The organism is Pedobacter sp. KLB.chiD (assembly GCF_047040275.1).
Classification (GTDB): Bacteria; Bacteroidota; Bacteroidia; order Sphingobacteriales; family Sphingobacteriaceae; genus Pedobacter.
This window is the reverse complement of the sequence record NZ_CP178207.1, coordinates 5048568-5061044: the sequence shown is the minus strand read 5'-3', so window position 1 is coordinate 5061044 and position 12477 is coordinate 5048568. Positions and strand designations below refer to the sequence as shown.

13 protein-coding genes are annotated in these 12477 nt (G+C 38.8%); 9 read left to right on the top strand and 4 right to left on the bottom strand.

The features are described 5' to 3' along the window. Positions 1–110: 110 nt before the first annotated feature. Positions 111–1382 (bottom strand): serine--tRNA ligase, encoded by a 1272-nt coding sequence (gene serS, locus ACK1I8_RS21000; protein WP_412467205.1) that lies wholly within the window; start codon positions 1380–1382, stop codon positions 111–113. A 98-nt stretch (positions 1383–1480) separates the two neighbouring features. Between serS and rsmI the strand changes: the two genes are divergently transcribed. The 7 genes from rsmI (at position 1481) to ACK1I8_RS20965 (ending at position 7105) form a co-directional block, all read left to right on the top strand. After that, positions 1481–2194, top strand: coding sequence for a 16S rRNA (cytidine(1402)-2'-O)-methyltransferase (gene rsmI / locus ACK1I8_RS20995; protein ID WP_412467204.1), 714 nt, complete (start codon positions 1481–1483; stop codon positions 2192–2194). Positions 2195–2229: 35 nt separating this feature from the next. Then, positions 2230–2886 carry a PH domain-containing protein gene (locus ACK1I8_RS20990; RefSeq protein WP_412467203.1) on the top strand — a complete coding sequence of 219 codons (657 nt, stop codon included), beginning with the start codon at positions 2230–2232 and terminating at the stop codon, positions 2884–2886. Positions 2887–3017: 131 nt separating this feature from the next. Next, positions 3018–4646, top strand: a complete 1629-nt coding sequence (gene lnt, locus ACK1I8_RS20985) for an apolipoprotein N-acyltransferase (protein ID WP_412467202.1) — start codon at positions 3018–3020, stop codon at positions 4644–4646. Beyond that, positions 4639–5100: a DinB family protein gene (locus ACK1I8_RS20980; protein ID WP_412467201.1), complete on the top strand. Its 462-nt coding sequence runs from the start codon at positions 4639–4641 to the stop codon at positions 5098–5100. Before lnt ends, ACK1I8_RS20980 begins: the two co-directional genes overlap by 8 nt. 4 nt (positions 5101–5104) lie before the next feature. Further along, a complete protein-coding gene (gene lspA, locus ACK1I8_RS20975) occupies positions 5105–5611 on the top strand; it encodes a signal peptidase II (protein ID WP_412467200.1) in 507 nt (168 codons plus the stop codon). Positions 5612–5741: 130 nt separating this feature from the next. Further along, positions 5742–6491 carry a M57 family metalloprotease gene (locus ACK1I8_RS20970; protein ID WP_412467199.1) on the top strand — a complete coding sequence of 250 codons (750 nt, stop codon included), beginning with the start codon at positions 5742–5744 and terminating at the stop codon, positions 6489–6491. 197 nt (positions 6492–6688) lie between these two features. Continuing rightward, a complete protein-coding gene (locus tag ACK1I8_RS20965; RefSeq protein WP_293787668.1) occupies positions 6689–7105 on the top strand; it encodes an OsmC family protein in 417 nt (138 codons plus the stop codon). 244 nt (positions 7106–7349) lie between these two features. On the opposite strand, the gene ACK1I8_RS20960 is transcribed toward ACK1I8_RS20965, so the two are convergent. Together ACK1I8_RS20960 and ACK1I8_RS20955 are read right to left on the bottom strand one after the other, a co-directional pair. Continuing rightward, positions 7350–8990 carry an NAD+ synthase gene (locus ACK1I8_RS20960; protein ID WP_412467198.1) on the bottom strand — a complete coding sequence of 547 codons (1641 nt, stop codon included), beginning with the start codon at positions 8988–8990 and terminating at the stop codon, positions 7350–7352. Between the two features lie 63 nt (positions 8991–9053). Then, positions 9054–9728 carry a porin family protein gene (locus ACK1I8_RS20955; RefSeq protein WP_412467197.1) on the bottom strand — a complete coding sequence of 225 codons (675 nt, stop codon included), beginning with the start codon at positions 9726–9728 and terminating at the stop codon, positions 9054–9056. Positions 9729–9756: 28 nt separating this feature from the next. On the opposite strand from ACK1I8_RS20955, the gene gldB reads away from it, so the two are divergent. Further along, positions 9757–10791 (top strand): gliding motility lipoprotein GldB, encoded by a 1035-nt coding sequence (gene gldB / locus ACK1I8_RS20950; RefSeq protein WP_412467196.1) that lies wholly within the window; start codon positions 9757–9759, stop codon positions 10789–10791. A gap of 51 nt (positions 10792–10842) precedes the next feature. Next, a complete protein-coding gene (locus tag ACK1I8_RS20945; protein ID WP_412467195.1) occupies positions 10843–11613 on the top strand; it encodes a patatin-like phospholipase family protein in 771 nt (256 codons plus the stop codon). 138 nt (positions 11614–11751) lie between these two features. Here the strand turns inward: ACK1I8_RS20945 and ACK1I8_RS20940 are convergent, their stop codons facing one another. After that, a complete protein-coding gene (locus ACK1I8_RS20940) occupies positions 11752–12468 on the bottom strand; it encodes a 2-phosphosulfolactate phosphatase (protein WP_412467194.1) in 717 nt (238 codons plus the stop codon). Positions 12469–12477 lie beyond the last annotated feature (9 nt).

The window sequence follows — 12477 nt, the reverse complement described above, 5'->3', positions numbered from 1 at the left end:
AATCAGCGGGTCTTGCGTTCAGGAGAACTTCTTGAGTTTCGGCGCAACCTACGCAAAACCAGCGAAGTCCACTTCGCACAGGCACATTGAAACTTCGTTAGTTTCCCTGATTAATCAATCCTATCAAATCCTGTATACTTCACTAACACTTCCGGAATTTTAATTCCATCTTCAGTTTGGTAATTTTCTAAAATAGATGCCACAATACGCGGTAGGGCCAACGCACTTCCGTTTAATGAGTGGGCAAGCTGCGCTTTACCTTCTTTACCTTTAAAACGTAATTTCAAACGGTTACTCTGGTAGGTTTCAAAGTTTGATACGGAAGAAACTTCCAACCAGCGTTCCTGGGCAGCACTCCACACCTCCATATCGTAGGTCATGGCAGAAGTAAAGCCCATATCACCACCACATAAACGCAATACGCGATAGTGTAATCCCAGTTCTTTCAATAAAGATTGCACATATTGGCTCATCTCTTCTAAAGTTTCGTAAGATTTATCCGGATGTGTAACCTGAACCACTTCAACCTTATCAAACTGGTGTAAACGGTTTAAACCACGTACATGGGCACCATATGATCCTGCTTCCCTACGGAAACAAGGTGTGTAAGCTGTATTTTTAATTGGGAGATCTTCTTCTTTAAGAATCACATCACGGTATAAATTCGTTACCGGAACTTCGGCTGTTGGGATTAAATATAGATCGTCAACAGTTGAATGGTACATTTGTCCTTCTTTATCCGGTAACTGGCCGGTACCAAAGCCCGAAGCCGCATTCACCAAATGAGGTACCTGCATTTCTTTATAACCTGCTGCAGTAGCATGATCTAAAAAGAAATTGATCAGTGCACGCTGTAACCTCGCTCCTTTTCCTTTATAAACCGGAAAACCAGCACCCGTGATCTTTACACCCAACTCGAAATCGATGATATCATATTTCGCAGCAAGCTCCCAATGTGGTAACGCCTTGGCGGGTAGTTGTGCAGGCTCACCATGAGTTAAAACAACTTCATTTTCTTCTGCAGTAGATCCCTGTTTTACCAGGTAATAGGGTAAATTAGGCAATTGAACAATCAAATTGTGCTGAGCAGTTTCCAACTCATTCAATTGATCACTCAGGTTTTTGATATTTTCCTTGTGAGAAGCCGTTTGTGCCTTAATGGCTTCGGCTTCTTCTTTTTTACCTGTACGCATTAAATCGCCAATCTGTTTGGCAGCTGCGTTAGCTTCAGCAGAAATACTATCCAACGAAGTTTGAGTGGAACGGCGTTCTTCATCAATTTTAATGATCTCATCTACCAGTTCTGGTTGTTTAAAATTACGGATACTTAAACGTTCTAAAACTTTCTCTCTATTTTCGCGGATATAGTTAACTTGCAGCATTATTTAATTTTTTAAGCAAAGATAACAAGAGTTTGGAGTTTGGGGTAAGGAGTTTGGAAAAAACTGCAAACCGTTAATTTTAAACGGTAAACTAAAATATGGATGGCAAACTATTTCTCGTACCAACGCCTATAGGCAATTTGGAGGATATGACCTTTAGGGCAATCCGTATATTAAAAGAATGCGATCTGATCCTCGCTGAAGATACCCGTACCAGTGCCCCGATGCTCAAACATTTTGGGATTGATAAAAGAGTTTTCTCACACCACCAGCACAATGAGCACAAGGCCACTTCAGAAATCATCAAATTTTTAACCGAAGGACAAAAAATCGCCCTCATATCGGATGCCGGAACACCAGCCATTTCAGATCCGGGCTTTTTCCTGGTACGCGAAGCCCTGAAAAATGATATTGCTGTAGAATGTTTGCCAGGGGCAACTGCTTTTGTACCTGCTTTGGTTAATTCGGGTTTACCTGCCGATGCATTTTGTTTTGAAGGTTTTTTACCGGTAAAAAAAGGCAGGCAAACCCAATTTAAAAAACTGGCCGAAGAAGAACGTACCATTATACTTTACGAAAGCCCGCACCGTTTATTAAAAACTTTAGATGAATTTGCACAGTATCTGGGTGCCGATAGGCAGGCTTCAGTAAGTAGAGAGCTCACGAAAATGTTCGAAGAAACTGTTCGCGGAACTTTGCTGGAAATAAAATCACACTTTGAAAACAATACTTTAAAAGGAGAATTTGTAATTTGCATAGCGGGGAAACCCCATGTTAAAAGCAAAAACAAATATGAAGATGCAGAAGAATAGCATCAAAAATGACCATAACACAATCTTAAAATATTATGATGAGTATAGATAGATTTCTGAGTGACGAACAAGACCCAAAAGCGGTTGAAAAAGTGATTGGAAAATTAAACGACCTTTTAACCACAGGTGAAGAACTTTTATATTTAGCGGTACAAAAAAAACCGGCGGTAAACTTATTACCAGATAGCATCGCCATTTCCAACAAGCGGATTTTCTATTGCGAGCCGGGTAACCTGGGCCTGACGATGAATTTCAAAGATATCTCCTGGAAAAGCATTAAAGAGGTTTCGTTTAAAGAAGAGTTTTTTGGTTCTAAATTTATCTGCGTTCCACAACATGGCGAAAATATCGTAACCGAGTTTATCCCGAAAGTACAGGCACGTAAATTACATCAGGCTGCAAACCAGCAATTGGAAGAGTATAAAGAATTGCTGCGTCAGCAAAAACTGGAAGAAAACCGTGCAACAGCCTCGCCCATTAATTTAAACGCCCAGCCTCTTGCCGAAATGCCACCAGCTTACGAACCAGCTCCAGAGCCGTTACAACCTGTTATCCAGATTGCTGAAGTGGTAGAAGAGCCGGAAGATGAAACCACCTTAAAATTACGCAAGCTTAAAACGCTATATGATAAACACCTGATTACCCAGGAAGAATATGAAGCTAAAAAGGCCAATATTTTAGATAGTTTGTAAATAAAAATCGCTGTCATGCTGAGGCACGAAGCATCTTTAACATAACTGTACTGCACTTCAGTTAACAAAAACAAAGTCAGTTTTCTATCGCATAGAGATTCTTCCTGCGTCAGAATGACAAGTAATTTTATATGAAATCTAGTCAAACCTACCTCCTCGCTCTCCTAAGTGCGTTCTTACTCTGGCTTGCCTGGCCACCCATGCCTTTTACCACACCATTGTTGTTAATTGGTCTGGTACCATTGTTCATTGCACTCAATTCCATTTCACGTAATCCCGACAAAAAGCAGGGCCAAAAAATTTTCCTGACGGCAGGTTTGACTTTTTTGGTTTGGAATACGGCATCCATTTATTGGGTATATAATGCGATAAGTGCTTATAACGGGCCAGTTGTAGCCCTACCCGTTTCTTTAATTCCGTATGGATTAGGTGCGCTTTTGATGACTTTTGCTTTTTGGTTATACTATAGGTTGGGTAAATATGTCAATAAAAAAATCGCCTACCTGGGCTTGATTGCCTTTTACATTGCTTTAGAATATCTGCAGCAAACCTGGGATTTAGCCTTCCCCTGGATGACCTTGGGTAATGGTTTAGCAGGAATGCACCAGCTGGCTCAATGGTATGATTATACTGGTGTTTATGGTGGTTCACTTTGGATTTTATTGAGTAATATCCTGGCTTTCGAAGCTTATCAGAAATTCAAATCACAAACAGGTTATTTAAGGTTTAGAACAGCAGGTATCTGGGCTTTGGTAGTGATTGTTCCCATCAGCGTTTCTTTAATAAAATACTTTAGAGCAGAACAAAAGGGTACCCCGAGTAATGTCGTGGTGGTTCAGCCGAATATCGATCCTTACCAAAAACTGGAGAATATTCCCCCGGCCGAACAGATCAGGATACTCACACACTTATCAGATTCTGTGGGGCAAACCAATACCGAGTATTTCATCTGGCCGGAAACCGCCATTCCAAATTACGCAGATGAAGATCGGATCAGAAGCAATAATGATTTCATCAGCCTGCAAAACTTTTTATCAAAGTATAAAAACGGAACATTGATTACAGGTATAGAAAGTATTAAAATATATCAGGATAAAAAAACAATAACTTCAAAATTCGATAATCAGCAGGGAATTTATTTTGACAATTTTAATACCGCCATGCAGGTCGAAAATTCTGCTAATGTGCAGTTTTATCATAAATCAAAATTGGTTCCCGGGGTAGAAAAAATGCCCTTCCCAAAAGTATTTTCGTTTTTAGACGGCATTTTTGCACAGCTAGGCGGAACTGTTAGCGGATGGGGTTGGCAAGATAAGCCAAGTGTGCTGTATGCGCAAAGCGGTATTGGAGTTGCGCCTGTGGTTTGTTATGAAAGTTTATGGGGCGATTGGATCGGTGAACAGGTTAAAGATGGGGCACAATTTATTGCTGTGATTACGAACGATGGATGGTGGGGAAATACCTCAGGGAAAGATCAGCATATGATGTATGCCAAATTAAGAGCAATTGAAACCCATCGTGATGTAGTACGCTCGGCCAATACCGGAATATCCTGTTTCATCAATCAACGCGGCGATGTAACACAAAAAACCAAATGGTGGACCAGAACGGCATTAAAGGGCAATATCAACTTAAATGATGAGATTACCTTTTATGTAAAAAGTGGAGATATCATTGCTAAACTATTAACTATAACCGCAATTCTTTTAGCTTTGATTATTCCTTTTAAAAAATGGATCAGGAAACCGGGCCATGCTTAAACAACAATACGATTTTGTTTTATCATCCAGGGACGCCCTTTTCAATTATATCGGTTGTATTTCAGAAGATGATTTTTTAACCAATAACAGCTCGTTTGGCCGAGGCTCTGTCAGAAATTTGTTGGTTCATATTGGTCAAACTTATTGCGCATGGATTGGCGAAAGGGCCCTAGGGATTAAACAGGAATTTTTACCTTTCGAAAGTTACCGGACCTTACGCACCTGCCAAACTTATTTTAAACAGGTAGATGAATATATTGCTTTATTTACAGAAAAATTTAAAGGAAATGAGTTGCAGGAACTGGAATTGGACAAAAATGGAGCAATTTTAATCGTAAATCCTTTACAATTGTTCACGCATGTCGTTACCCACGAGTTTCATCACAAGGGGCAAATCATGTCACTAAGCAGGCATTTGGGTTACACACCGGTTGATGCCGATATTATCAGATAAAATTATGCAAAAAATGGAAAACCTCCGCTGGTCTGTATTGCTCTTGTTGTTAACCTTAAATTTTAGCTGCGACCAGATTTCTAAAAGAATCGTGCGTACTGAAATCAGCGATTATGAACATATCAGCATTATAAAAGACCGTTTTACCTTAACCAAAGTAGAAAACACTGGTGCATTTTTAAGTTTAGGCGATAACATGCCCTATATTTTCAGGCTCATTGTTTTAACGGGCCTACCCTTATTATTTCTGGTGTATGGCTTATATTTTCTGTTTGCCAAACGCAACTTGCCAATGACCATGCAAATCGCGTTGTGTTTTCTGATTGGTGGCGGAATTGGCAATCTATATGATCGGATAGTACATGGATCAGTTACCGATTTTATGCACATGGATTTTTACCTCTTCCAAACCGGTGTTTTTAATTTTGCCGATATTTCAATTATGATAGGTGTAGGCATATTAATTTTACAGTCCATTAGAAATAATCAATTAAAACAGGAAATAAGTTAGGATGTCAGGCTAGATTCAAATACACTAATTAAGACTACAAAATAATAGTCATAAAAATACAATTATCCATTTTTATGACTATATTTATTGATGTGAAAACTTAATTACGATCTAACTAAAAACCTAAACAATGAAAAACTTATTTAAAAAAATTGCGCTGGTAGCCTTGCTATCAACAGTTATCCTTTCATGTTCGAAAAAAAATGATATTCCGGCTGACCAGGGAATCGAAACTAATCAAAATCAGAAAGTGCTGGCTTACATTAAAAATCTCGGATTTACAGATGCACAGATTGTAGAAAATGGCGATAATTATGTAGTTGATGGAGATATTGTATTTAGCAAGAAAATGGAAGTTCCTGCCGATTATGGAAAAGCGATCACAGAACAATATTACAATGGTTATATCGTAACCAACAGCACCAACATTCGCGTAAAAATTGATCCTTCGATAACGAGCATGACCAGCGAAATCAATTCTGCAATCGATCAATGGAATACGGTACCAAACTCTAAATTAAAATTTGTAATCACGACCGGAACAGTATATGATATCCTGATTAAAGTGGATAATACCATTGGAAGTTCTACTTGCGGACAAGCCTATCTATCCACATCAAATGGTAAAGCAGGTAACACGATTTGGATCAACCAGGCCCTGATCCAGAACAATTCTTTTGCACAGCGTACCAGAACCATCACTCATGAATTTGGTCATACCATTTCATTTAAGCACACTAACCAATCTACCACAACTAATGTTCCTGGTGTTGGCGGAACAGATGCACAATCGCTAATGAACGGCGGACAATGCGGAAGTGGTGCTACTGTTTTATCCACAAAAGATAAACAGGCAACCGCAGTATTGTATCCTCTATAATTAAAAATCAGATCAATAACCTAAAAGATCGTAATGAAAAAGAAGCTGCTTCGAAGAAACAGCTTCTTTTTTTACTTTTTTATCTAAGATGTAGTAAATATCTATTCTGAATAAGGGTTTCTTCACCAGGAATTATCGCCTTTAAACAAACATATTTTTATCTTTAGATGTTAACAATTTAAAAATAAAATCCAATCATGAAAAGAAATGCAACAGCCGTATGGCAAGGTTCTATTAAAGAAGGTAGCGGTAACATTACCACACAAAGCACGACTTTAAATAACACTCAATATTCTTTTAATACCCGCTTTGCAGAGGGTGTGGGTACAAATCCAGAAGAATTAATTGCTGCCGCACATGCAGGCTGTTTTACCATGAAACTATCTGCTAACTTAACCGAAGCAGGTTTTACGGCTGATAAACTGGAAACTAAATGTGAAATCAATCTTGATCCGTCTAAAGGTGAAATTGTTGAATCGCATTTAACTTTAACAGCTTCTGTACCTGATTTAACACAAGAAAAATTTGACGAGCTGGTAGCGGATGCAGAGAAAAACTGCCCGATCTCTAAATTATTGAATACAACCATTACAGTTGATGCTACTTTAGCTTAAAATGTGATGGCGGAGCGGTAATAGATCGTCATTTCGAGCGGAGTGCAACGTAGTCGAGAAATCTGTCTAGATAGATCTCTCCACTCCGCTGCGTTTCAGTCGAGATGACGACCCTTATACAATTCACATTTAAACAATTAACTGCTTAACCAGTTACCCCACAACCAAACATTTTTCAACTGGCAGTTTGCATTTAACAATCAAAGCAACTTTCATACTTTTAAACATTACAACCTTAAAACACCTAAGCCATATATTTCCCTACAATTGGCATCCTTCTTCCCATACCAAAGGCTTTGGGCGATACCCTTAAAATAGGTGGCGTTTGGTAACGTTTAAATTCTGCAATATTTACCATTTTTAAAATTCGCAGTACCAATGCCTCATCAAAACCCTGTGCAATAATGGCTTTTGAGCCTTGTTTCTTTTCGATGTGCTGATACAATATTTTATCGAGGATTTCATATTCGGGCAAAGAATCAGAATCTTTCTGATCGGGTCTTAATTCTGCCGATGGGGGTTTAACAATCGTATTAACCGGTATAATTTCCCTTTCCTTATTGATGTACTTCGCGAGTTCAAAAACCTGCATTTTATATACATCACCAATCACGCCTATTGCACCGCACATATCGCCGTACAGCGTACCATAGCCTACCGCACATTCGCTTTTATTAGAGGTATTCAATAAAATATAGCCGAATTTATTGCTCATTGCCATGTTAATAATGCCGCGGATCCGGGCCTGGATATTCTCTTCGGTGAGATTAAATGGCAAACCTTTAAAAGCGGGTGCCAATATATGATCGAAAGCTTCTGTAACGTCTTTAATAGGTACAATCTCGTGCATGCAGCCAATATTGTTAACCAAATCCAGCGCATCCTGAACAGAATGGTTGGATGAAAATTTAGAGGGCATCAAAACTGCCATTACATTCTCAGGGCCTAATGCACGACAGGCCAGGGCACAAACCACAGCAGAATCAATTCCGCCAGATAAGCCTAAAACGGCTTTGTTAAAACCAGATTTTCCAAAATAATCTTTTATACCTAAAACCAGCGCATCGTGAATCTGTTCAATATCGGTTAATCTTTCGGATTGAGGATACTTATTGCGTACATTTTCAACCTCTTCCAGATCAAATAACTGAAGATCCTCTTCAAAATATTTCATCTCTGCCTTCATGGCGCCATCAGCGTCGAAAACCAAAGAACCTCCATCAAAAATAATCTCAGTCTGCGCACCAACCTGATTTACATAAAATACTGGCAGGTGGTATTTTTTTGCATTATCGGCCAATACTTTAATGCGTTCATCATCATGAGTATAAGAGAAAGGAGACGCAGCAATATTAATCATTACATCTGGTTGCTCCTTCATCAGGATATCCATTGGATTTGATATATACAACGGATTATCGTTAATATTCCAGAGGTCTTCGCAAATGGTCAGGGCAATTTTTTTACCCCTAAAGTCAATACAGTTAAACTGTGTGGCAGGTTCAAAATAGCGATATTCATCAAATACATCATAGGTTGGCAATAATGCTTTTTTAACAACTGCCTTAACTTCTCTTTCTTCAATAAAATAGGCCGCGTTATAGAGGTCTTTGCCTTGCAATACCTCATTTTTAATAGGTAAACCAACAATACAGGCAATACCGGTGCAATGCTTGGCTATTTCCCGGGCAGCGCTTTCGCACAGGGCAATAAACTCGTCGAACTCCAGAAAATCCCTAGGCGGATAACCGCAGATAGCCAATTCTGCAAAAACTACCAAATCCGCTCCTTTATCTTTGGCCAGTTGAATATTTTCGATTATTTTTTTAGTATTGGCCTCAAAATTCCCGATGTGATAATTAAGTTGTGTTAGTGCTATTTTCATGGTTGTAGTATCAGATAGTGAGTAGTTAGTATCAAGTAGTGCGTATCAAGAAAGATATGCAGATTAAAAGAACACGCCGAAATTAATCGCTAAATAGTGATTTCTGACATCTCTGACTTTATCCGTTACGATGTTGGTAAAACCGTTATTGAATGTTAAACCGGCCACAATGCTGGTGTTTCCTGAAATATCAAATTCACCACCGCCACCGATAATTAATCCGGCACGGTAAAATTTGATATCATCTGAAACATTTAAATTATCGCCAATAACCATACCATCCGTAACGGCATTTTGTTTTGCACTGATATTAATTGAATTAGACAATCCAAACTGGCCATACCAACGTTTTCCATCATTTTTTACAGTTTTCAGTTTGACGGTTAAAGGAAGATCAATGTATTGTAGTTTATATTTTAAATCATAAGCTTTAGGCGCTGTGCTGCCACTTGCTGCATAATAAGGCGAAACATTGGCCTCTGTACTTTTACCATTAATTGAAGTTATCGTTAAGGCCGTGGAAAAACTATAATTTGGGGCAAAATTAAAATCGCCAATTAATCCATATGAAAAACCCAAAGCTACTCCATCTGTTTTTCCCTGCTCAGGTTTAATCCAGCCAAAAGTTGGGCTAGCGGTTAAACCTAACCTAAAACCATAAGTGGTTAAAGGCGAATTTTGCGCCCAGCCGCCAAAACTTAAAACAGATAAAATTAAAATGGTTGATATTTTTTTCATGCTACAGGTGTTTATATATTTGTGTTACATGATGTATAACGTAAAACACTGGCAAATTTATCTAATTTTTCTTTTTGCCATCATATTTATTTCCTGCAAGCATAGTAACCGGCCTGATGTCAGTAACATACAGGTAAACATCAAAATTGAAAGATTTGATCAGGAACTCTTTAATGGAAAAAACAAAAATGTAATTGATGTCGATAAACAACTTTCATCCAAGTATGGGGTGTTTTATGATGATTTTATCCATCGGATTTTAGATAGCAGGTATTCCAGCACAGCATCACTGACCAATTTATACCACGATCAGGCCTATACCGATTTAAGCAAAGAAGTGGACAGTGTTTTTCCAAATTTAAAAACACAGGAAGAGGGATTAAACGAAACTTTCAAATACATTAAATATTATTATCCAAAAGCCAAGATTCCAAAATTTATTTCCTTTGTTTCAGGTTTTGCATACCAGATGCCCGTAGGCGATAATTATCTGGGTATTGGTTTAGATATGTTTTTAGGCAAAGACAGTAAATTTTACAGGGCCATAGTGCAGAGTGTACCCCTATACCTTTCAAGGAGGTTTACACCTGAATATATTGTACCACGGGTGGCTGAAACCTATGCCCACGAGGAACTTTTTACCGAGCCTGATGATAACAGAACCTTATTGTCTAAAATGATCTTTCAGGGAAAGATTTTGTATTTTCTCGATCAGGTTTTACCCGAAAATGTGAGCGATTCGACCAAAATCGGATATACCCAACAGCAATTAGATTGGGTACAAAACTTTGAAGGAGATATTTGGGCCTATTTTTTAGAAAACAATTATCTGTATGAAACTGATTACCAAAAAATCCAGGTATTTTTATCAGAAGGGCCTTTTACCCCGGGTTTAGGTGAAAATAGAGATTCGGCACCAAAATTGGGTGTATGGATAGGCTGGCAGATGGTTAGGAAATATATGGAAACGCATCCCGATATTACGTTACAACAGTTAATGGCTGATAACGATGCACAGAAAATCTTAAACCAATCGAAATATAAGCCAAAACAACAGAAGTAATTTTCAGTTGGCAGTAATCATTTAACCAGTTCAAACAACTAACCCAGAAAGATGAAAGTTGGCATTGTATTATCGGGAGGAGGCATTAGAGGGATAGCACACTTAGGTGTTCTAAAGGCATTCAGTAATTTGGGAATTACCTTTAGCCACATAAGCGGAACAAGTGCAGGCGCCATTGCCGGGTCCTTTTTTGCTGCAGGTATAGATCCGGAAGAAGGGTTAAATATTTTTCTCAAAACAAAACTCTGGCGCTTTGTACGTCCGGCAGTGGGTTCGCTGGGCCTTATTAATATTGAAAACACTGCCTTAATTTTAAGGGAATACTTTCCTGAAGATTCCATCGAGAAACTAAAAATACCTCTAACCATTGCTGCTGTAAATTTTAGTGAAGGCCGGCTGGTTTACTTTACAAAAGGGCCGCTGATCAGGGCTATCCATGCCTCCAGTTGCATACCGGGCATTTTTAAACCCATCATGATCGATGGCCAGATGTATGTAGATGGCGGCATTTTAAACAATTTCCCCGTTGAACCTTTGATGGATGAATGTGATTTCATTATAGGTTCATCCTGTAACCACCTTAAACCAGTTGATAAAATTACAGGCATCACCAATCTGATGGGACGTGCAGGTATCATGTCCATCAACCACGATATGGAAAGAAAAGCCAAATTTTGCAATGTACTAATTGAGCCAAAGGGTTTAGGAGCCATCAGTACCTTCGATATGAAACGTGCAGAAGACATTTACTGGCTGGCACATGAAGAGGCGTTGATTACCATTAAAAACAGTCCAACCATTTCTGAGCTAATTACAAAATAGAAACTGATCTCCGGTATGTTTCTTTAAAAAGGTCTATCGTCTCTGTTTGCAACAGGGATGGGGGGAGAATGGCAATTTCACCGCCAATAACGAATAAATTTTTCAGTCATTGTGATAAGGACTATACAACTGAAACATTCAGTTTTTTAAGGCGACCAAACGTTCGCCCTGTAAAACCGGAATGGTTTTGCACAGATTTAGCTGTAAACAAAAAACAACATCTTCTTCTATATTCAACTGGGCCAGGCGATGGCTATGCGATGATTTATGAAGATATTTCCTCAGATCTCCTTTGGCCAAGCCATATAAATCTTCGGCTGCCACGCTTGAATCATCAAAATGTTCGAAATGCTGACGGAGATTTGTTACCACTGCACCTGCAAAAAGGGTATCTTCTAAATTGAACTGATCTTTCCAGCCTGCACAAAGCAAAAGCACGTTTTTATCCCGGCTCTTCAAATAATCACAAAGCGAATCTAAGTTTAGAAAAGAACCTATCACTACCTGATAGGCTCTTTTCTGTGCTAAATGCAAAGCTTTGGTGCCATTTGTTGTGGTGAGAACAACTGTTTTTCCATTTACCTTTTCAGGGGTATAGGAAAAAGGTGAGTTGCCGAAATCATAACCCGCTACAACCTCTCCGTTTCGCTCCGCTGCCAATAAAAATCCGCTATCGCGATAGTTTAAACAATCTTCAACCTGAGCTACCGGAATAATCGCTTCAGCCCCATTATCTATCCCATAGGTAATAGAGGAAGTAGCCCTCAAAATATCGATCACTACCACGATGCTCTGCTCAATATCGTATAGATCGATCAGGGCTGGAGTTAAACAAACTTCTATCTTTTTTGACATTTGAGAATA

What these genes read in the sequence shown, in the direction of transcription:
- ACK1I8_RS20945 (WP_412467195.1), top strand. Translation starts at nt 10,843, where the DNA reads ATGAAAGTTGGCATTGTATTATCGGGAGGAGGCATTAGAGGGATAGCA.
- rsmI (WP_412467204.1), top strand. Translation starts at nt 1,481, where the DNA reads ATGGATGGCAAACTATTTCTCGTACCAACGCCTATAGGCAATTTGGAG.
- ACK1I8_RS20965 (WP_293787668.1), top strand. Translation starts at nt 6,689, where the DNA reads ATGAAAAGAAATGCAACAGCCGTATGGCAAGGTTCTATTAAAGAAGGT.
- ACK1I8_RS20980 (WP_412467201.1), top strand. Translation starts at nt 4,639, where the DNA reads ATGCTTAAACAACAATACGATTTTGTTTTATCATCCAGGGACGCCCTT.
- lspA (WP_412467200.1), top strand. Translation starts at nt 5,105, where the DNA reads ATGCAAAAAATGGAAAACCTCCGCTGGTCTGTATTGCTCTTGTTGTTA.
- ACK1I8_RS20970 (WP_412467199.1), top strand. Translation starts at nt 5,742, where the DNA reads ATGAAAAACTTATTTAAAAAAATTGCGCTGGTAGCCTTGCTATCAACA.
- serS (WP_412467205.1), bottom strand. Translation starts at nt 1,382, where the DNA reads ATGCTGCAAGTTAACTATATCCGCGAAAATAGAGAGAAAGTTTTAGAA.
- ACK1I8_RS20960 (WP_412467198.1), bottom strand. Translation starts at nt 8,990, where the DNA reads ATGAAAATAGCACTAACACAACTTAATTATCACATCGGGAATTTTGAG.
- ACK1I8_RS20940 (WP_412467194.1), bottom strand. Translation starts at nt 12,468, where the DNA reads ATGTCAAAAAAGATAGAAGTTTGTTTAACTCCAGCCCTGATCGATCTA.
- lnt (WP_412467202.1), top strand. Translation starts at nt 3,018, where the DNA reads ATGAAATCTAGTCAAACCTACCTCCTCGCTCTCCTAAGTGCGTTCTTA.
- ACK1I8_RS20990 (WP_412467203.1), top strand. Translation starts at nt 2,230, where the DNA reads ATGATGAGTATAGATAGATTTCTGAGTGACGAACAAGACCCAAAAGCG.
- ACK1I8_RS20955 (WP_412467197.1), bottom strand. Translation starts at nt 9,728, where the DNA reads ATGAAAAAAATATCAACCATTTTAATTTTATCTGTTTTAAGTTTTGGC.
- gldB (WP_412467196.1), top strand. Translation starts at nt 9,757, where the DNA reads ATGATGTATAACGTAAAACACTGGCAAATTTATCTAATTTTTCTTTTT.